The 18,282-nt window shown below is 68.8% G+C and carries 20 protein-coding genes; 8 read left to right on the forward strand and 12 right to left on the reverse strand.

Going from position 1 to position 18,282, the window contains the following annotated elements; translation table 11 throughout:
- Positions 1-26: 26 nt before the first annotated feature.
- From CAL24_RS05040 to CAL24_RS05065, 6 genes are read right to left on the reverse strand one after another with little or no spacing between them, the layout of a single operon-like run.
- A complete protein-coding gene (locus tag CAL24_RS05040; protein WP_028356541.1) occupies positions 27-1,007 on the reverse strand; it encodes an ABC transporter ATP-binding protein in 981 nt (326 codons plus the stop codon).
- Entirely contained in the window at positions 1,004-2,011 is a 1,008-nt protein-coding gene (locus CAL24_RS05045) for an ABC transporter ATP-binding protein (RefSeq protein ID WP_094805895.1), read from the reverse strand. The genes CAL24_RS05040 and CAL24_RS05045 overlap by 4 nt, the downstream gene beginning before the upstream one ends.
- Positions 2,012-2,013: 2 nt before the next feature.
- Complete coding sequence (locus CAL24_RS05050) at positions 2,014-2,883, reverse strand: ABC transporter permease (RefSeq protein WP_028356539.1); 870 nt, start codon at positions 2,881-2,883, stop codon at positions 2,014-2,016.
- A gap of 1 nt (position 2,884) precedes the next feature.
- A complete protein-coding gene (locus tag CAL24_RS05055; protein WP_028356538.1) occupies positions 2,885-3,826 on the reverse strand; it encodes an ABC transporter permease in 942 nt (313 codons plus the stop codon).
- A gap of 31 nt (positions 3,827-3,857) precedes the next feature.
- Complete coding sequence (locus CAL24_RS05060) at positions 3,858-5,414, reverse strand: ABC transporter substrate-binding protein (protein WP_094805896.1); 1,557 nt, start codon at positions 5,412-5,414, stop codon at positions 3,858-3,860.
- Between the two features lie 38 nt (positions 5,415-5,452).
- On the reverse strand, positions 5,453-6,736 hold the full coding sequence (locus tag CAL24_RS05065) for an amino acid deaminase (RefSeq protein WP_028356536.1): 1,284 nt from the start codon (positions 6,734-6,736) through the stop codon (positions 5,453-5,455).
- A 182-nt stretch (positions 6,737-6,918) separates the two neighbouring features.
- On the opposite strand from CAL24_RS05065, the gene CAL24_RS05070 reads away from it, so the two are divergent.
- The 4 genes from CAL24_RS05070 (at position 6,919) to CAL24_RS24120 (ending at position 10,243) form a co-directional block, all read left to right on the forward strand.
- Positions 6,919-8,259: a replication-associated recombination protein A gene (locus tag CAL24_RS05070; protein ID WP_028356535.1), complete on the forward strand. Its 1,341-nt coding sequence runs from the start codon at positions 6,919-6,921 to the stop codon at positions 8,257-8,259.
- Positions 8,260-8,301: 42 nt separating this feature from the next.
- The gene (gene serS, locus CAL24_RS05075; RefSeq protein WP_028356534.1) at positions 8,302-9,648 is read left to right on the forward strand and encodes a serine--tRNA ligase; all 1,347 of its coding nucleotides are present in this window, start codon (positions 8,302-8,304) and stop codon (positions 9,646-9,648) included.
- A gap of 216 nt (positions 9,649-9,864) precedes the next feature.
- Positions 9,865-10,113, forward strand: coding sequence for a hypothetical protein (locus CAL24_RS05080; RefSeq protein WP_094805897.1), 249 nt, complete (start codon positions 9,865-9,867; stop codon positions 10,111-10,113).
- Positions 10,100-10,243, forward strand: a complete 144-nt coding sequence (locus CAL24_RS24120; protein WP_170947031.1) for a hypothetical protein — start codon at positions 10,100-10,102, stop codon at positions 10,241-10,243. The genes CAL24_RS05080 and CAL24_RS24120 overlap by 14 nt, the downstream gene beginning before the upstream one ends.
- Positions 10,244-10,393: 150 nt before the next feature.
- Here the strand turns inward: CAL24_RS24120 and CAL24_RS05085 are convergent, their stop codons facing one another.
- A complete protein-coding gene (locus CAL24_RS05085) occupies positions 10,394-10,702 on the reverse strand; it encodes a virulence factor (RefSeq protein WP_028356533.1) in 309 nt (102 codons plus the stop codon).
- A gap of 332 nt (positions 10,703-11,034) precedes the next feature.
- Between CAL24_RS05085 and CAL24_RS05090 the strand changes: the two genes are divergently transcribed.
- Positions 11,035-11,232 (forward strand): hypothetical protein, encoded by a 198-nt coding sequence (locus CAL24_RS05090; protein ID WP_038854091.1) that lies wholly within the window; start codon positions 11,035-11,037, stop codon positions 11,230-11,232.
- Here the strand turns inward: CAL24_RS05090 and CAL24_RS05095 are convergent.
- Complete coding sequence (locus CAL24_RS05095; RefSeq protein ID WP_094805898.1) at positions 11,229-11,948, reverse strand: glutathione S-transferase family protein; 720 nt, start codon at positions 11,946-11,948, stop codon at positions 11,229-11,231. The genes CAL24_RS05090 and CAL24_RS05095 overlap by 4 nt on opposite strands.
- Positions 11,949-12,049: 101 nt before the next feature.
- Here CAL24_RS05095 and CAL24_RS05100 point away from each other — a divergent pair, with 101 nt between their 5' ends.
- Positions 12,050-12,640: a TetR/AcrR family transcriptional regulator gene (locus CAL24_RS05100; RefSeq protein ID WP_094805899.1), complete on the forward strand. Its 591-nt coding sequence runs from the start codon at positions 12,050-12,052 to the stop codon at positions 12,638-12,640.
- A 13-nt stretch (positions 12,641-12,653) separates the two neighbouring features.
- Here CAL24_RS05100 and CAL24_RS05105 read toward each other — a convergent pair whose 3' ends face one another.
- Positions 12,654-13,355 (reverse strand): MarC family NAAT transporter, encoded by a 702-nt coding sequence (locus CAL24_RS05105; protein ID WP_094805900.1) that lies wholly within the window; start codon positions 13,353-13,355, stop codon positions 12,654-12,656.
- A 178-nt stretch (positions 13,356-13,533) separates the two neighbouring features.
- Here CAL24_RS05105 and chrA point away from each other — a divergent pair, with 178 nt between their 5' ends.
- Positions 13,534-14,742, forward strand: coding sequence for a chromate efflux transporter (gene chrA, locus CAL24_RS05110; RefSeq protein WP_094805901.1), 1,209 nt, complete (start codon positions 13,534-13,536; stop codon positions 14,740-14,742).
- Positions 14,743-14,781: 39 nt separating this feature from the next.
- On the opposite strand, the gene CAL24_RS05115 is transcribed toward chrA, so the two are convergent.
- Complete coding sequence (locus CAL24_RS05115; protein WP_094805902.1) at positions 14,782-16,176, reverse strand: HAMP domain-containing sensor histidine kinase; 1,395 nt, start codon at positions 16,174-16,176, stop codon at positions 14,782-14,784.
- A complete protein-coding gene (locus tag CAL24_RS05120) occupies positions 16,173-16,880 on the reverse strand; it encodes a response regulator transcription factor (protein ID WP_094805903.1) in 708 nt (235 codons plus the stop codon). Before CAL24_RS05120 ends, CAL24_RS05115 begins: the two co-directional genes overlap by 4 nt.
- A 144-nt stretch (positions 16,881-17,024) precedes the next feature.
- Between CAL24_RS05120 and CAL24_RS05125 the strand changes: the two genes are divergently transcribed.
- On the forward strand, positions 17,025-17,492 hold the full coding sequence (locus CAL24_RS05125) for a MarR family winged helix-turn-helix transcriptional regulator (RefSeq protein WP_094805904.1): 468 nt from the start codon (positions 17,025-17,027) through the stop codon (positions 17,490-17,492).
- A gap of 21 nt (positions 17,493-17,513) precedes the next feature.
- Here CAL24_RS05125 and CAL24_RS05130 read toward each other — a convergent pair whose 3' ends face one another.
- The gene (locus tag CAL24_RS05130; protein WP_094805905.1) at positions 17,514-18,167 is read right to left on the reverse strand and encodes a hypothetical protein; all 654 of its coding nucleotides are present in this window, start codon (positions 18,165-18,167) and stop codon (positions 17,514-17,516) included.
- Positions 18,168-18,282: the final 115 nt, after the last annotated feature.

Genomic DNA, 18,282 nt, shown 5'->3' on the forward strand with positions numbered 1-18,282 from the left:
GGGGGTTCCGAGGGAAGAGGATTGGTTCATGACGGGATCTCGTCCAGGCGCGCACAGGCGGCGTAGTGTCCGCCGCCCAGGTCGCGCGGCGCCGGCACGGCGCCGGCGCACACCTGCGCGGCGTGCGGGCAGCGGGTGCGGAACACGCAGCCGGAAGGCGGATCCAGCGGGCTCGGAATCTCGCCCTTGAGCAGGATACGCGAACGCGGCGCGCGCGGATCGGGCACCGGCGCGGCGGACAGCAGCGCCTGGGTGTATGGATGGCGCGGCGCGGCGTACACGCGCCGCGTGGGGCCGCGCTCCATGACGCGCCCCAGGTACATCACCACGACTTCGTCGCACAGATAGTCGACCACCGCCAGGTCGTGCGCCACGAACAGCATGGTCAGGCCGAGGTCGCGCTGCAGATCCTGCAGCAGGTTGAGCACCTGCGCCTGCACCGAGACATCCAATGCCGATACCGGTTCATCGGCCACGATGAAATCGGGCTCGACCGCCAGGGCGCGCGCGATGCCGATGCGCTGGCGCTGGCCGCCCGAGAACTCATGCGGGTAGCGGCGCTGGTGGTCGGCGTTCAAGCCGACCCGTTCCAGCAGTTCGCCGATCCGGGCCGCGCGCCGGCCGCGCGCCAGCCCATGGGTATCCAGCGCCTCGCCGAGGATCTCGGCTACTGTCATGCGCGGGTTCAGGCTGGCGTACGGATCCTGGAACACGATCTGCATGCGGCGCCGCCAGGGCAGCATGCGCGCCTGGTCCAGGCGGGTGATGTCGGCGCCGTCGAACAGGATGCGGCCGGCGGTGGGCGCGAACAGCCGCAGCAGCGCGCGTCCGGTGGTGGTCTTGCCCGAGCCGGACTCGCCCACCAGGCCGACGATGGCCCGGCGCGGGACATCGAAGCTCACATCCTCGACGGCGCGCACCACCTGGCCGCGGCCGGCCGGGAAATGCACCGTGAGCCCCTGTACTTGCAGCAGCGGTCCGGAATCGGTGGAAAGAGCAGCGGTCATTGCGGTGTCACCTTGATGCAGCGGGCATGGTGCGCGGGCCGCACCGCCACCAGGTCGGGCACCGTCCGCGCGCAGGCCGTGTCCGCCAGCGCGCAGCGCGGCGCGAACGTGCAGCCGGGCGGCAGGTCCAGCACGCTGGGCACGTTGCCGGGGATGGGCCGCAGGCGCTCGCGGGCGGCCAGCAGCGCGGCCGTGGGAATGCACGACAGCAGGCCGCGCGTGTAGGGATGCGACGGACGTTCGAACAGGTCGTGCACCGTGGCGTCCTCCACGACCCGGCCGGCATACATGACGGCCACGCGATGGGCGATTTCCGCCACTACGCCGAGGTTGTGGGTCACGAACAGGATGCTCATGCCGGACTCGGCCTGCAGGCGTCGCAGCAGGTCCAGGATCTGCGCCTGCACGGTGACATCGAGCGCGGTGGTGGGTTCGTCGGCGATCAGCACGGACGGATTGCACGCCAATGCCAGGGCGATCATCACGCGCTGCCGCATGCCGCCGGACATCTGGTGCGGGTATTCGCCGATGCGCCGCGCCGCGGCCGGGATCTCGACCCGCTCCAGCATCTCGCGCGCGCGCCGCAGCGCCGCGGCGCGCGAGCCGCCTTCGTGCTGCAGCACGGCCTCGGCGATCTGGTCGCCCACCGTGTACAGCGGGTTCAGGCTGGTCATGGGCTCCTGGAAGATCATCGCGATTTCCGCGCCCCGGATCGCCTGCAGCGTGGCGGGCGTGGCGCGCGCCAGGTCGTGCTCGGCGCCGCGGCGGTCGCGGAAGCGGATGCTGCCCGCCTCGATGCGGCCGGCCGGTTTGGGCAACAGGCCCATGATGGACAGGCTGGTCACCGACTTGCCCGAGCCCGACTCGCCGACGATCGCCAGCGTTTCGCCGCGCGCCAGGTCGAAGGTGACGCCGTCGACCGACTTGGCCACGCCGTCGCGGCTGTGGAACCAGGTTTTCAGCCCCTGCACGGCCAGGATGATGTCGCGTTGGCTCGCGGTCATGTCTACAGCTCCTTGCGCAGGCGCGGATCCAGCACGTCGCGCAGGCCGTCGCCCACCAGTTGCAGCGACATGACCGACAGCACGATGGCGATGCCGGGGAACACCATGATCCAGTCCGCCGAGCCCATGTATTGCTGGCCGGCGTTGATCATGGTGCCCCAGGTGGGAATCTCGGGCGAGACGCCCACGCCCAGGAACGACAGGCCGGCCTCGGCCAGGATGGCATAGGCGAAGATGAAGGTGCCCTGCACCAGGATGGGCGAGACCAGGTTGCGCAGCACGTGCACGACTACGATGCGCCGCGTCGGCACGCCCAGCGCGCGGGCCGCTTCCACGAACGGCAGTTCGCGGATCACCAGCGTCGAGGCGCGCACGATGCGGGCCAGCCGCGGCGCATAGACAATGCCCAGCGCGATCACCACATTCAGCAGCGACGGCCCCAGCGCCGCCACCAGGGCGATCGCCAGCAGGATGTCGGGAAACGCCATCATGGCGTCGATCAGCCGCGACACGAACTTGTCGGCGCCGCGAAAGAAGCCGGCCACCAGTCCCAGCGCGATGCCCAGCACGCTGGACAGCAGCACCACCAGGAAGCCGACCAGCAGCGACAGCCGCCCGCCGTGGATGACCCGGCTGAAGACGTCGCGGCCGAAGTCGTCGGTGCCGAACCAGTGGGTCGCCCCGGGCGCCTGCAGGCGGTTCATGATGGACAGCTTGTAGGGGTCGAACGGGCTGATCCACGGCGCCAGCGCGGCCGCCGCCACCAGCACGGCCAGCACGATCAGGCTGATCAGCACGGTCCGGCGCGCCACCAGCAGGCGCAGCGCCTGCCAGCGTTCGGCGCCGCCGCCGGAGAAAGTCGCGATAGTCATGTCAGTAGCGCACCCGCGGGTCGACCGCCAGATAGAGCAGGTCGATGAACAGATTGATCAGCACGTAGATCGCCGCGATCACCAGCAGCGCGCCCTGGATCACCGGGTAGTCGCGCCGCAGCACCGCCGACACCACCAGGCTGCCCACGCCGGGCAGGCCGAACACGGTCTCGGTGACCACCGCGCCGCTGACCAGCAGGGCGGTGGTCAGGCCCAACACCGTGAGGATCGGGATCAGTGCGTTGCGCACCGCGTGCTTGAGGATCACCTTGCGTTCCGGCAGCCCCTTGGCGCGCGCCGTGCGCACATAGTCGTCGCGCAGCACGTCCAGCATGCTGGCGCGGATGAAGCGCGTGATCAGGGCGGAATTCACCAACCCCAGCACGATGGCCGGCAATATCAGGTGCGACAGCCGGGTGGCGATGCCCGCGTCCGGCCCGCCGTAGCCCGCCACCGGCAGCCAGCCCAGCTTGACGGAGAAAATCTGCATCAGCAGCAGGCCCAGCCAGAAGCTGGGGATGCTGGAGGTGAACATCGAGAAGGTCACCACCGACTGGTCCAGTGCCGTGCCGCGCCGCACCGCCGACAGAATGCCGACCGGCAGCGCGATGGCGCTGGCGATTGCCAGCGACATCAGCGTCAGCCAGAAGGTCGGCTCGGCGCGGTCGGCCAGCGCCGCCAGCACCGGCTTGTCCAGGAAGATGGACTGGCCCAGGTCGCCGCGCGCCAGTTGGCCCAGCCACGCGGCATATTGGGCCGGCAGGGACTGGTCCAGGCCCAGGCGCGCGCGCAGCGCGTCGATGTCCTGCTGGCTGGCTTGCGGGCCTAGCATCACGGCGGCCGGATCGCCCGGCGTGATGCGCAGGATCACGAATACGATGGTGGCGACGATGAACATCACCGCCACCAGCCCCACCAGGCGATTCAACAGGTAGCGCAGCACGGTCGCGTCCTCTCCGGTTGGCGGGTTGGCACTACTTGGCCTTCCAGGCGTTCCAGAAGTACGGCCACGGCGTCGGCGCCACGCCTTGCAGCGCGGGCGAGCGGGCGGCCAGCGAATTGAAGTCGCCCACCTTGATGAACGGCACTTCGTCGAACACCGCCTGTTGCACCTCGGCCCAGCGCGCGCGGCGCTCTTCCGGGTTGCGTGCCTGGTTGAAGGCATCCAGCGCCTGGTTGCGGCGCGGCGTGTCCCACCAGCCCGGCGAATCCTTGGAGGGGAAATCGATCAGCGCCGGCTCCGGCAGGAACGGGCTGTGGGTAATGAAGATATCCCACAGGGCCGGGTCCTGGCGGCGTTGCGTCAGCGTGGCCCAGTCCACCACCTGCAGGTCGACCTTGAAGCCGGCCATCTTCAGGTACTCGGCCGCCACCAGCGCCATCTTGTAGTGGAACTCGTATTGCTGGCTGGTCAGGATGCGCAGCGCGCGGTCCGCCACCTTGGCTTCGTCCAGCAGCTTCTTGGCGCCCGCCACATCGCCCTGGTTGTAGACCTTGCCGCCCAGCTGCGTGGCCCACGGAAAGCCGGCCGGATACAGGTCGCCGTTCAGGCTGTAGAAGTCCTTGCTGCCGAACGCGGCATACAGCATGTCCTCCTCGTTCAGGGCCCGCTGCACGGCCTGGCGGGCCGGCAGGCTGGCCATGATGCCCTGGCGGGTATTGAGCACCAGGCGCGGCCAGCCGAACGGCTTGAGCAGCATCGGCTCGGAGCGGCTGTCCTTGAGCTTGGCGGCCGATTCGACCGGCAGCGCATCCACATAGTCGTACTGGCCCGCCGCCGCGCTCTCGACCCGGGTGTTGGCGTTGCTGACCGGCGCGAAGCGGATCTCGTCCAGGTACTGCATGCGCGCGCCGCCATAGCCGTCGGGCTCGCCGGCGCGCCGCTGGTAGCCGTCATAGCGCACCAGCTGGATGTACTGGTCCGGCACCCGCGCCTTCAACTGGTACGGGCCGGTGCCGACCACCTCCTTCAGGGGCGTAGCCTGTTTCTCGGCCGGCATCACTACCGCGGCGCTGTTGTTCATGGCCAGCAAGGCGGTCAGCGGCGCATAGGGCTGCTTCAGGACGATGCGCACGGTGTGGGCATCGGGCGCCTCGATGGCGGCGATCAGCTTGGCGGCCTGCTTGCCGCGCGAGGCGGTTTCGGTCCAGCGCTTCAGCGACGCGACCACGTCGGCCGAGTCCATGGCCGAGCCGTCGTGGAAGGTAATGCCCTGGCGCAGCGCGATAGTGTAGGTCAGGCCGTCGTCGCTGACCTGGGGCATTTGCTCGGCCAGCAGCGGCGTGGTGTTCCACTTGGCGTCGAACGTGTACAGCGTTTCGAAGATGTGCTGGGTCAGGATGCCCACCAGGTCGGCGGTGCTGGCCATGGGGTCCAGGGTGGGCGGTTCGCCGATGGTGGCGATCACTGCCGTGCCGCCCTTGACCGGCGCCGCACAGAGCGCCGGGGCGGCCAGCGCGGTCAGGCCGATGGCGCCGGCGGCCAGCAGGCCCGGCAATGCGCCACGGCGCCGGAAGATACGCAATTTCATGGTTCTGTCTCCAGGTGGGGCTACGACACGCGCGGCATTCAGAAACAAGTGGGCGCCACGTCCGTGATCCGGTACTGCTCATCGACCAGCAAGACCTGCCGCCATTTGTCGAACGTCAGGCAGGGATGGGAAATATCGAAGGCGACCATGTCGCCGACCTGAATGTCGTCGTCCGCATCGATGTCCATGAAAGCGTGCTGGTCCATCATCGCGGTCAGTTTCCAGTGGGCGGGGGCCGGCAGCGGCGCCGGACGGCCGGGGCGATGCTGCACCGCCGGCACCGGCAGGCCGGCGTCGAACGCCGCGTCGCGCTTGCCCAGGCCGACGATGGCGCGCCCGGGCTCGGGCAGCGACTGCACGTAGGCCCACACTTGCAGGGCCGGCAGCAGGCCGGGCTCGAGCCGGCGCGCCACCGGGTTATGGGCGGCGATCCGTTCCGCCGCGCTGCGATAGATGCCGACGTCGTGCGACAGGTAGCAGCCCGGACGCAGCACGATTTCCAGCGGCATGCCGATGTCCAGGCCGGAGAACTCCTCCGCCACCACGTCGAACCAGGCCGAGCCCGCGCCCGACAGCAGCGCCGGGCCGTCGCCGCGCAGCCGCCCACCGGCCGCCAGGGCGCGCAGCGTGTCGACGGCGCGCCGCAGAAAGGCACGGATGCGCTGCTCGTCCTGCAGCACGCCTTCGTAGATCTCGATGCCGGCCAGCGCCAGCGCCTGCGGCCAGCGCGCCAGTTCGGCCAGCACCGCCTGCAGTTGCGCCTCGTCGCGCACACCGGTGCGCCCGCCGGGCACGCCCAGCTCGATCAGCACCGGCAGCCGCAGGCCGCGCGCCGAGAAATAGGCGCCCAGCTGGGCGGCGTTGGCCGCCGAATCGAGCAGGCACCAATAGTCGAAGCCCGGGTCGCGCAGCAGCCCGGCCACCAGCGCCATGTTGGCGCGGCCGACCAGCTGGTTGGCCATCAGCACGCGCCGCACGCCATGGCGGTAGGCGGCGTGGGCCTGCGGCGCGGTGGCCAGCGTGATGCCCCAGGCGCCGGCGGCGAGCTGGCGATGGAACAGCGCCGGGCTCATGGTCGTCTTGCCGTGCGGCGCCAGCTTGACGCCATACGCTTCCATGAAGCGTTGCATCCACTGCAGGTTGTGCCGCACGCGTGCCTCGTAGAGCACCGCCACCGGCAGGCTGACGTCTTCTTCCAGCAGGTTCCAGCCCAGGGCCGGCGCCTGCGCCACCGTACAGCCGGGCGGGAATGCGCCCAGGCCCTTGCCGTCGGCGTCCAGCGGCGGGTCGGCGGGGGCAGGGGAAAGCGGGGAAGTGGCCATGCGCCTCTCCGTAAAAAAATTACTTAATAAGGCAAGTTTGGCGATTATCATGAAAATAATTTACATGACGCACTTGGGAGTTACCCCTACGCCGCCCCGGGCCGCAGGCTGGGCGGCAGGGTCGCGCGCCCCATGGTGTAATGATTGTTTTGGCCGCTTTCGCGGCTTTTCGCCATTCCGTCATGAGCAACGATCTGTTCGCCGCCGATCCGGCTCACCGGCCCTATGTGCCGCTGGCCGAACGCCTGCGGCCCCGCACGCTGTCCGAAGTGGTCGGGCAGTCGCACCTGCTGGGGCCCGACAAGCCGCTGCGCGTCGCTTTCGAGTCCGGCCGTCCGCATTCGATGATCTTCTGGGGCCCGCCCGGGGTGGGCAAGACCACCCTGGCGCGCCTGATGGCGGACGGTTTCGATGCGCAGTTCATCGCCATCTCGGCCGTCCTGGGCGGCGTGAAGGACATCCGCGACGCCGTGACCACCGCCCAGGTGGCGCAGGGCCAGGGCCGCCGCACCATCCTGTTCGTCGACGAAGTGCACCGGTTCAACAAGGCCCAGCAAGACGCCTTCCTGCCCTACGTCGAAAGCGGCCTGTTCACCTTTATCGGCGCCACCACCGAGAACCCGTCGTTCGAGGTGAATTCGGCGCTGCTGTCGCGCGCCCGCGTATATGTGCTGCAGTCGCTCAGCGCCGAGGAGCTCGAGCAATTGATCGAGCGCGCCGTCCAGGCGCTCAACGAAGGCCGCGAGGCCGAAGCCGCGATACGCTTCCAGCCCGACGCGCGCGTGCAGCTCGCGGCCTGGGCCGACGGCGACGCCCGGCGCCTGATCAGCGCGGTCGAGGTGGTGGCCGAATCGGCGCAGGCCGCCGGCCGCGACGAAGTCGACGTCGCCTGGCTGGAGACTTCGCTGTCGCAGAACCTGCGCCGCTTCGACAAGGGCGGGGATGCCTTCTACGACCAGATCAGCGCGCTGCACAAGGCGGTGCGCGGCTCCGACCCGGACGCGGCGCTGTACTGGTTCGCGCGCATGCTCGATGGCGGCGCCGACCCGAAGTACATGGCGCGCCGCCTGGTGCGCATGGCGGTCGAGGACATCGGCCTGGCCGACCCGCGCGCCACCGAGCTGGCGCTCAACGGCGCCGACATCTACGAACGCCTGGGGTCGCCCGAAGGCGAACTGGCGCTGGCCCAGGCGCTGGTCTACATGGCCTGCGCCGCCAAGTCCAACGCCGTCTACAACGCCTACAATGCGGCCCGCAAGTTCGCCGCCGAGCACGGCAGCGCGCCGGTGCCGATGCACCTGCGCAACGCGCCCACCAAGCTGATGAAGCAGCTCGGCCACGGCCGGGCCTATCGCTACGCCCACGACGAGCCGCATGGCTACGCGGCCGGCGAACAGTATTTTCCCGACGGCCTGAAGGCGTCGTTCTATCGGCCGACCGATCGCGGCCTGGAAGCTAAAATCCAGCAAAAGCTGGCGTTCCTGCGCGAACTCGATGCCCAGGAACGCGCCAAGAAGCGGTAGGCTCCGGCCCGCCGCGCTCTTTCAACCCTGAATCCATCGCTCATGCTAGACCCGATACTGCTGCGCAAAGACCTGCAAACCGTCGTAGACCGCCTGAAAAGCCGCGGCGTCGATTTCGACAGCCAACGGTTCAACGAACTGGAATCGCGCCGCAAGGCGGTCCAGACCGAGACCGAATCCCTGCAGGCGCGCCGCAACGCGCTGGCCAAGCAGATCGGCCAGCTCAAGGCCCAGGGGCAGGACGCCTCGGCGGTCATGGCCGAATCGCAGGCCATTCCCGGCCGCCTGAAGCAGCTCGAAGACGAGCTCGCGGGCGTGCAGCAGTCGCTCAACGACCTGCTGATGGCCGTGCCGAACCTGCCGCATGCCAGCGTGCCGGTGGGCGCGTCGGCCGACGACAACGTCGAAGTGCGCCGCTGGCTGCCCGGCCAGCCCGGCGCGGACGGCAACCCCCCGCCGCTGGGGTTCGAGCCCAAGGACCACGTCGCCCTGGGCGAGCCCCTGGGGCTGGATTTCGACACGGCGGCCAAGCTGTCCGGCGCGCGCTTCTCGTTCATGCGTGGCCCGGTGGCGCGGCTGCACCGCGCGCTGGCCCAGTTCATGCTCGACCTGCAAACCGGCCAGCATGGCTACACCGAGTGCTACACGCCGTATATCGTCAACAGCTCGACCCTCTACGGCACCGGCCAGTTGCCCAAGTTCAAGGACGACATGTTCTTCGTGACCAAGGGCGGCGACGAGGACGAGCCCCGGCTCGACGAGCGCGGCAATCCGCTGGCGCGCGAAGACCAGTACTTGATTTCCACCTCGGAAATCACCCTGACCAGCGTCGCCCGCGACACCATCGTGGCCGCGGCCGACCTGCCCATCAAGCTCACCGCGCACACGCCGTGCTTCCGTTCCGAGGCGGGCAGCGGCGGGCGCGACACGCGCGGCATGATCCGCCAGCACCAGTTCGACAAGGTCGAGATGGTGCAGATCGCCCATCCCGATGCCTCGTACCAGGCGCTGGAAGAGATGGTCGGCCATGCCGAGCACGTGCTGCAGCTGCTCGAGCTGCCGTACCGCGTGGTGTTGCTGTGCACCGGCGACATGGGTTTCGGCGCCGCCAAGACCTACGACCTGGAGGTCTGGCTGCCGGCCCAGAACACCTGGCGCGAGATTTCCTCGGTGTCGAATTGCGAAACGTTCCAGGCGCGCCGCATGCAGGGCCGGTTCCGGGGCACCCAGGGCAAGCCCGAGTTCGTGCACACGCTCAACGGCTCCGGCCTGGCGGTGGGCCGCGCCCTGGTGGCCGTACTGGAAAACCACCAGCAACCCGACGGCAGCATCAGCGTCCCGAAGGTGCTGCAGCCCTATATGGGCGGGCTCACAGTCTTGCAGCCCTGAACCGTCCCTTTCCCGCCCCGGCAAAGCCCTCGCAAGAGGGCTTTGTTCTTATGCGTCGCCATATTCTTGTCTTATCGCGTCGTTATGCTGCCGTCATTTCCGCGTCATTGTCAGCAAATGTGTTCGCATAAAAAAGGGCCGCATCTTTAGGGCACAATATGCGCGGCACGCCGCAGGCGGGTTTTTACGTCAATGAACGTGTGGAGAATGCCCAACATGGATTCCAGAATGATCGGTGATTTTCGTGTGCGTTGCGATGTCGTTGAAGACGAGACGCAAGGCTATCGCGTGCGGATCTGGACCCGCCGCGTCGGAGCGACCGCTCCCGAAAAAAGCTGGCTCGTGCCCGGCCAGCAGCCGTTCGCAACCCGTACCGAAGCCGAGCAGAGCAGCCGGCAGATATTCCACGGCATCAACGGAGTACGCTTCAATGGTGAACCCGAGTTCTCGCATGCGTCCGCATAACGGCTGGTGGCGTTCGGCCAGCGTGCCGCGCCGCTGGCCCAGCCCGCAGGTCCGTGTCGCGGCCGCGCCGCAGCCGTCCGCGCCGGCCGCGGAGCCGGTCGCCGCTGCGCGCCTGCGCCGCGAAGACTGACGCGCCGGCGCCTTATCGCGCCGGCATCCACGCTCTGCGGCGGCGGACCGCCCCGAGGGCATGTCCAGCCCGGACCGCCGGGCACAAAAAAAGGCTGCCTCGCGGCAGCCTCGTGAAGCCGGGCGGATGGGCCGCCCGTGCACGTGTCGGTCAATCGTCGTGGCGGTGATGGCGGTGGCCATGCCGCTTCCAGTGCTTGTGGCCGTGGCGGTCCCAGTGGCGGCCACCGTAGTAGTACACGGGAGCCGGGCGGACGTAGCGCGGACGATACACCGGGGCCGGGTGGTAATACACCGGGGGCGGCGGCGCGACATACACGGGTTGGGGCGCCACATACACGGGGGCAGGGTAGATCACGCCCGGGATGCCGATGGATACGCCGATGTCGACGCGCGCCATGGCGGCACTGGAAATCAGCAGCCCTGCGGCGCCAATTCCGGCAATGAACCATTTTTTCATGTGAGCCTGCCTTGCTGCGCAAGCAGCCGAGTTGATGAGACGAGCCTATTGTCGAGGCTTTTAGGCGGCAGAACGTGAACGAAGCTGCTGCAATGGCGACAATCCGCAACACGGCCGGCCTGCGGCCGGGGTCGCCTGTTGCATCGCAATAAGAGCTTTCGCCAGGGGAAAGCCGCTGCCGAAATCATCTGAAATTTCTGGCGCCGCGGTGCGTGACGCACGCCTGGTTACATTCATATACCAAGGCGGGCCGGTTTGCGGCAAACCCGGCGCGCGCGCCAGACGCTGCAATATACTGGCCTGTCCGAGACAGCGTTTTTCATACCGAGTCGATGCAAACCAAAATCCACGATCTCAAGCCCGGCTATTACTGGTACACCATGGAGAACGACCCGCTGGCCATCATTCATATCCATGACGACGGCGGGGCCACGCTCATGGGCACCGATTTCCGCATGGAAGCCCAGGGCGTGGCCGACATGATCCAGCAAGGAGAACGCTTCTTCTGGATCGAGCCGCCCACGCTTTAGCCGCGCGCCCAGCCGGACAGTTCCGGATAATTCGACGGAAACAGCGCGCGCTTGGTTTCGTCGTCGTTCACGCGCTTGAAGTCATGCTCCTTGCCGACTTCGCGCGCACGCGCCGCGGCCGGCCGGGCGTCGATGGCCGCGAACCAGCGCTTGATGTTCGGATATGGCGCCAAGGGGTCCGCTTCGTCCTTCATCACGCGCGAAGCCCGGTCCAGCCAGCCCCAGCCCGACATGTCGACGATGGAATACGCGTCGCCCACGATGTAATCGCGGCCCGCCAGGCGATCGTCGAGCACGCGGTAATGGCGTTCGGCTTCGCGCCGGTAGCGGTTCACCGCATACTCGTTGCCCTGCGGCGCCGCATACTGGAAATGCACCGCCTGGCCCGAAAACGGGCCCAGGCCCGACGCAATGAAGAACAGCCACGACAGCAGTTCCGGGCGATCGGCCGGCGACCCGACGAAGCGGCCGGTCTTGTCGCCCAGGTAGAGCAGGATGGCGCTGGAGTCGAATACCCGGGTTTCGCGGCCTGCCGGCCCCTCGGTGTCGACGATGGCGGGCACCTTGCCGTTCGGGTTGACGGCGCGGAATTCCGCCGCATGCTGGGCGCCTTTGCTGGTGTCGACCGGCACCACCTCGTAGGGCAGCCCGGCCTCTTCCAGGAACAAGGCGACTTTCGCCGGGTTGGGGGTGGGATGGAAGTAAAAGCGGATCATGGGTTGTCTCCAGGCGCGAAAGGGTTCTAGATCGATTGATCTAGAATACGGCAAGCAGACCGCCCGGGCAACTCCGCCGGGACGACATACAAGGAGCCATCATGGCCAGGCCGCGGGAATTCAATGAGCAGGCAGCGCTGGACGCCGCCGTGGGCTGCTTCTGGCGCCATGGCTACGAGGCGACATCGGTGCGCGAGCTGGCCGACCACATGGGGATTACCGGCGCCAGCCTGTACAACGCCTTCGGCGACAAGCGGGCGTTGTACCGGCGCGCGCTCGATCACTACGTCGAGAACCGTTTCGCGGCCCGCGCGCGGCGGGTCGAGCATCTGCCGCCGCGCGAGGCCATTGCCGCTTTTTTCGCCGAGATCGTCGAGCACTCGCTGGCCGACCAGCAGCGCAAGGGTTGCATGATCGTCAACTCGGCGCTCGAGGTGGCGCCGCATGATGCCGAGTTCCAGCAGGTCGTGGCCGAGGTGCTGGCGCGCATGGAAGCGTTCTTCCGCCGCTGCGTGGCGGCCGGCCAGCAGGCCGGCGCCATCGCGCAGGACCAATCGGCGGACGACCTGGCGCGGCTGCTGCTGGGGTTGCTGATGGGCGTGCGCGTCATGGCGCGCGCGCGGCCCGAACCCGAGCTGCTGCAAGGCATGGTGCGCGCGGCATTGGCCCTGCTCGGGCCGCCGCGCCGGTAGCCTGGGGGGCGCGTCAGGCGGGCAGCGCCTTGCCCAGCAATTCGAAGATGCCGTCGATGCAGAACTGCACGCCCATGCAGATCAGCAAGAACCCCATGATGCGCGACATCGCGTCGACGCCGGATTCGCCCAGCACGCGCACGACCCGTTCGGCGCTGCGCAGGCAGATCCAGAAAATCAGCGCCACCAGCGCCGTGACCGAGAGCACCACCAGGTGATGGATCGGCTGCAGGCCGTCATGGCCGTGCAAGGTCGAGGCGCCGCTGATGATCAGCGCGATGGTCCCCGGCCCGGCGGTGCCGGGCAGCGCCAGCGGAATGAAGGAAATGTCGCGCGGCGCACGGCGCAGGTTGCCATGCGCGGCGTCCACCTGCACGCGCGGTTCGTCCGGCGCCATCTCCACCTGGGCCTGCGCCTCGGTCTGCGCGTCGGGGAACAGCATGGAAAAACCGATGTACGCCACGATCAGGCCGCCGGCGATGCGCAGCCCCGGGATCGAAATGCCGAACCCTGACATGATGGCGTTGCCGGCATAGAAGCACACCAGGATGATCGCGGCCACGTAGATCGTCGCCCGGTCGACCTGTCGATTGCGTTCGTCGCGTGTATAGCCCTTGCTCAGCGCCAGCAGCAGGGTGGCGCTCGTCAGCGGATTCGCCACGGGCAGCAGGGCCACCAGGCCCAGGCCGACCAGCTTCAGATATTCAAGTATCACGCGGGTGCTCCGGTAAGGCCTGGGCCGGCGGACAGGCCCGCCGGCGCACATGGCCGCATCGTAGCATCGGCTGCCGCGTGCCCGATACATCTGTGGCGGCGGGCCCACGGCGGGCCCAGCGGGGCGCCGGTTTCGGCTACCATCGCGCGGCGAGCCCGTCATCGAAGGATACCCATTCATGATCGATTCCCCCGCGCGCGACGCCCGTCCATGGGCCGTGTTCCTGGTGTTCCTGCGCCTCGGGCTCACCTCGTTCGGCGGCCCCGTGGCGCACCTGGGGTATTTCCATGCCGAGTTCGTGGCGCGCCGCCGCTGGCTCAGCGAGCGCGCCTACGCCGACCTGGTGGCGCTGTGCCAGTTTCTTCCCGGGCCCGCCAGCAGCCAGGTCGGCATGGCGCTGGGGCTGTCGCGCGCCGGCTACGCCGGGGCGCTGGCCGCCTGGGCCGGATTCACCTTGCCGTCCGCCATTGCATTGATCCTGCTTGCGCTCGGGGTGTCGCGTTATGGCCAGGCGCTCCCGCCCGGTTTGCTGCACGGCCTGAAGATCGTGGCGGTGGCCGTGGTGGCGCAGGCCGTCTGGAACATGGCGCGCAGCCTGTGCACCGACGGCCGGCGCATCGGCATCATGGCGGCCGCGGCCTGCTGCGTCCTGTTGTTGCCGGCGGCCTGGGCCCAGGTCGGTGTGCTGGTCGCGGCGGGGCTGGCGGGCCTGCTGTGGCTGCCGCAGGCGTCGCATCAGGCGCACGAGGCGTTGCCTATCGCCATGAGCCGGCGCGCCGGGGCGGTGTGGCTGCTGTTGTTCGTCATCCTGCTGGCCGGCCTGCCGCTGGCCGCCGGCGCGTTCTCCAGCCACGCGCTGCAGGTGGCCGATGCGTTCTACCGCGCCGGTTCGCTGGTGTTCGGCGGCGGCCACGTCGTCCTGCCGCTGTTGCAGAGCGAGGTCGTGCCGCCCGGCTGGGTCGACAACGACGTATTCCTGGCGGGCTACGGCGCCGCCCAGGCCGTGCCCGGGCCGCTGTTCACCTTCGCCGCCTTCCTGGGCGCGTCGCTGCAGGGCGCGCCCTCCGGCTGGCTGGGCGGCATGCTGTGCCTGGCCGCCATCTTCGCGCCATCGTTCCTGCTGGTCGCGGGCGCGCTGCCCTTCTGGGAGCCGTTGCGCCGCGACCGCCGCGCGCGCGCAGCCCTGGCGGGCATCAATGCGGCCGTAGTCGGTCTGCTGCTGGCGGCCTTGTATCAGCCGGTCTGGACCAGCGCCATCCTGGGGCCGGCGGACTTCGCGCTGGCCTTGCTGGCGCTGGCCGCCTTGACCGCGTGGAAACTGCCGCCCTGGCTGGTGGTGGCCGGCTGCGCGGCGCTCGGCGCGCTGCTGCCCGGTTTGGCGCCCTGAGCGCCGCCGCCGGGCCGTGCCGCCGGCGAACCCGGCGGCTCAGGAAGGGCCGGGCGCCGAGCCCCGCGGGAATCGCAGGCACGCGCGCAACCCCGGGTCGGCATTCGCCAGTTCCAGGCGCCCGCCGTGCAGGCGGGCGATCGCCATGACGGTCGCCAGGCCCAGGCCGTAACCGGGCACATGGCGGTGCGCGCGATAGAAGCGCTCGCCGATGCGGTGCAGCTTCTCCGGCGCGATGCCCGGCCCGTTGTCAGCCACCGTCAGCGAGATCTCGCGCGCTGTCTGCGCGGTCTCGATGCGGATGCGCGCGCCTTGCCCGGCATACTTCAGGGCATTCTCCACCAGCGTGGCGATGGCGCCGGCCAGCAGGTCGGGATCGCCGTGCAGCGGCGCGGTGCCGGCCGACTCGAACGTCAGCGCGGCCTGGTTGTCCTCGGCGACCGCCTCGTACAGGTCGGCCACATCGCGCGCGATCACATCCAGGCGCACCGGTTCGAAGTGCTTGCGCCGCGCGCCGGACTCCAGCTCGGCGATCTGCAGCAGTTTCTCCGAGACCTTGACCAGGTCCTCCAGCTCGGCCGCCAGGCCGTCGACCGACTTGCGGATCTGCTCGCGCGATTCCGTTTCCCAGTCGATGGTGCGCAGGCGCGCCAGCATGCGCGTCAACGGCGTGCGCAAATGGTGCGCCACGGCGTCCGAGACATTGCGAACCCCGTTCATCAGCAGCTCGATGCGATCCAGCATGCGGTTGATGTCGCTGGACAGCAGCGCGAACTCGCCCTGGCGCGGATGCGCGGGAATGCGCTGGCCCAGTTCGCCGGCGCCGATCTGCGCGGCGGTCTGGCGGATGATCTCGACACGGCGCTGCAGCACCCGGCGAAACAGCGCCGCGCCCAGCAACACCAGCAGGGCGATGACGCCGGTGGCCGCCAGGCTCACTTTCCGGATCAGGTCGGTCAGGTCGTACAGGTCGCGCAGGTCGTGGCCGATGATCAGCGTCGAGCCGTCGCGCAGCTTGCGGGCCACCAGGTAGCCGTGCACCGGCTGGCCGCGCAGCAGCACGGAGCGCATCACGCCGCTGCCGTTGAGCGGCGCGTCGCCCGGATCCCAGGCGATGTTGCCCACCAGCATGCGGCCGACCGGATCCAGCAGCATGAACATCTCCGTGTCCGTATTGACGTGGTCGGCCATTTCCAGCGAGATCTCGCGCGCCAGGCCGGCCAGGCCGCCTTGCTCGAAGTGCGCGTTCATGCGCTGCGCCGTGATCTGCACCTGCCGCGAGAACTGGGACTCCAGGATCTTGACGCTCTGGGTATACAGGAAGAACAGCGACACCAGCGAGGTCAGCAGGGCCAGGATGCTGTAGTTGAGCGTGAGCCGGAAGGCCACGGAGCTCCAGACACTGCGCAGCATGCCGCCGAGCCGCTTCATCATGGGCGGGTCCGGCTGCCCGCGTCGGCCCGCGCCGACAGGCAATAGCCCACGCCGCGCACGGTGTGGATCAGCGGCACCTCGGCATCGCTGTCGATCTTCTGGCGCAGCCGGCTGATGTGCACATCGATGACGTTGGTCTGCGGGTCGTAGTGGTACCCCCACACCGTGGCCAACAGCATGGTGCGGGTCAGCACCTGGTCGGGGTTGTTCATCATGTAGGCCAGCAGCTTGTATTCGCGCGGCTGCAAGGCAATGCTGCGGCCGCCGCGCATGACCTGCCCGCTGACCAGGTCGAGCGTCAGGTCCGCCACGGTCAACTGGCGCTGGTCGTAGCCGGACGACGACCGGCGGATCAGCGCCTCGACCCGTGCGGCGAGTTCCGGAAAGGCGAACGGCTTGGTCAGGTAGTCGTCGCCGCCGGCCTTCAGGCCGCGCACGCGCTCGTCCAGCGCGGTCAGGGCGCTGAGCACCAGCACTGGCGTCTTGCGGCCCAGGGCGCGCAGGGACCAGAGAATCGACAGCCCGTCGACGTCGTTCGGCAGCATGCGGTCCAGGATGATCGCGTCCCAGCGTTCGCTGGTGGCACGCTGCAGCGCGGTCGGTCCGTCGACGCAGATCACCGGGTCGTAGCCCAGTTCCTTCAGCCCGTTGGCGATGTAGTGGGCATTGTCGGCGTCGTCTTCGACGATCAGGCAGCGCCACATGTTTACCTCCCGTATAGGCAAGGCCCGTAGCGGCGCATTCTAACGTAGCGCGCCATGGCCCGCCCCGCGCGGCGGAACATTGCCAATAATTAATGATTTCGTAATGTCCGTTGCCGGGGGTGTATGCGTACCATCGACAGGGTAATGGATGCCCTGACGTTCCCCGACCCCGGTTCCCATGGCGCCGCCCCGGCGCTGCGGCCCGCCGATTTCGCCGCCCTGGCCGATTTCCGGCATGAACTGCGCCGTTTCGCCCTGTACGGCGAGACCGAGGCCCAGGCCCATGGCCTGGCGCCCCAGCAGCACCAGGCCCTGCTGGCGATGAAAGCCAGCCGCGGCCCGCTGACCGTCACGGAACTGGCCCGGCGCCTGTGCATCAAGTCCCACACCGCGGCCGAACTGGTCAGCCGCCTGGTGCAGACGCACATGGTGGTCCGCCAGCCGGATCCGGACGACGGCCGCCGCGTACTGCTTCACTTGACGCCCCAGGCCGAACGCACGCTCGCGGCCCTGGCGACGGCGCATCTCGAGCAACTGCAGAATATCCGTCCGCTGCTGATCGGCCTGTTGCAGAAGTTCGGCGACGCGCCGGCGGCCGGCCACGGTCGCTGACGGGCGCCGCCGCCGCTGCGCTTACCTCGCCAGCGCCTCGCCCGGATCGAGGCAGCATTCGGTCAGCGCCGTGCGCGTCCAGGTGTCCACCGGAATCCACAGATGTTCCTGCACCACCGTGCGGACCAGGGCCAGAAAGGAGGGCGGCGCATCGTCGGGCAGCACGATGCCGGTCATGAGCGCCCGGGTATCGACCAGCACGCGCCATTCCGGTTCGCCATGGCCCTGCGCCGGGCTGGCCAGCGGCGCGAATACGGCGACCTCTGGCGCGGCGCCGCCCGCGCGGCGCCCGCCTATCTCGCTGATGTACAGATCGTGGCCGCCCAGCGCCAGCGCATTGGCCAGCATGCCCACCGTCGAGACGATGCCCACCCTGGGCGCCCCGCGGTCGTGGCCGGGCGGCGCCGGCCAGCGGCGTCCGCGCGCCAGGCTCCACCATTGCAGTGCGATGCGGCGCGCGCCGCGCGTCCCGTCCTGGCTGCCCCCGGCGGGCGGCGCCTGTTCCTGGGAGCGCAGCCGGCGGGCCGCTCCCAGCAGGGTGCGGCGCAGGACGCCGTCGGCCTGCGCAAAGATGCATTGGCTGAACTTGAGCATCGCCACCAACTCGTGGAAGCCCACATGCTGCAGCAGCGTTTGTTCGGGGCCGAGGCGGTTGCTGATATAAGCATGGCCCATCGGTGAGCACCTCGTCTGCATGCGATTCCACCAAGCTGGAATCCTTTCGCGCATGCTAACCAGGGTGTCCCCGGCGCGGCATTACCACAGCATTATGGTTTGGCAAGGCGGCGCG

Source organism: Bordetella genomosp. 2 (genome assembly GCF_002261345.1).
In the GTDB taxonomy this organism is placed as follows: domain Bacteria; phylum Pseudomonadota; class Gammaproteobacteria; order Burkholderiales; family Burkholderiaceae_B; genus Bordetella_A.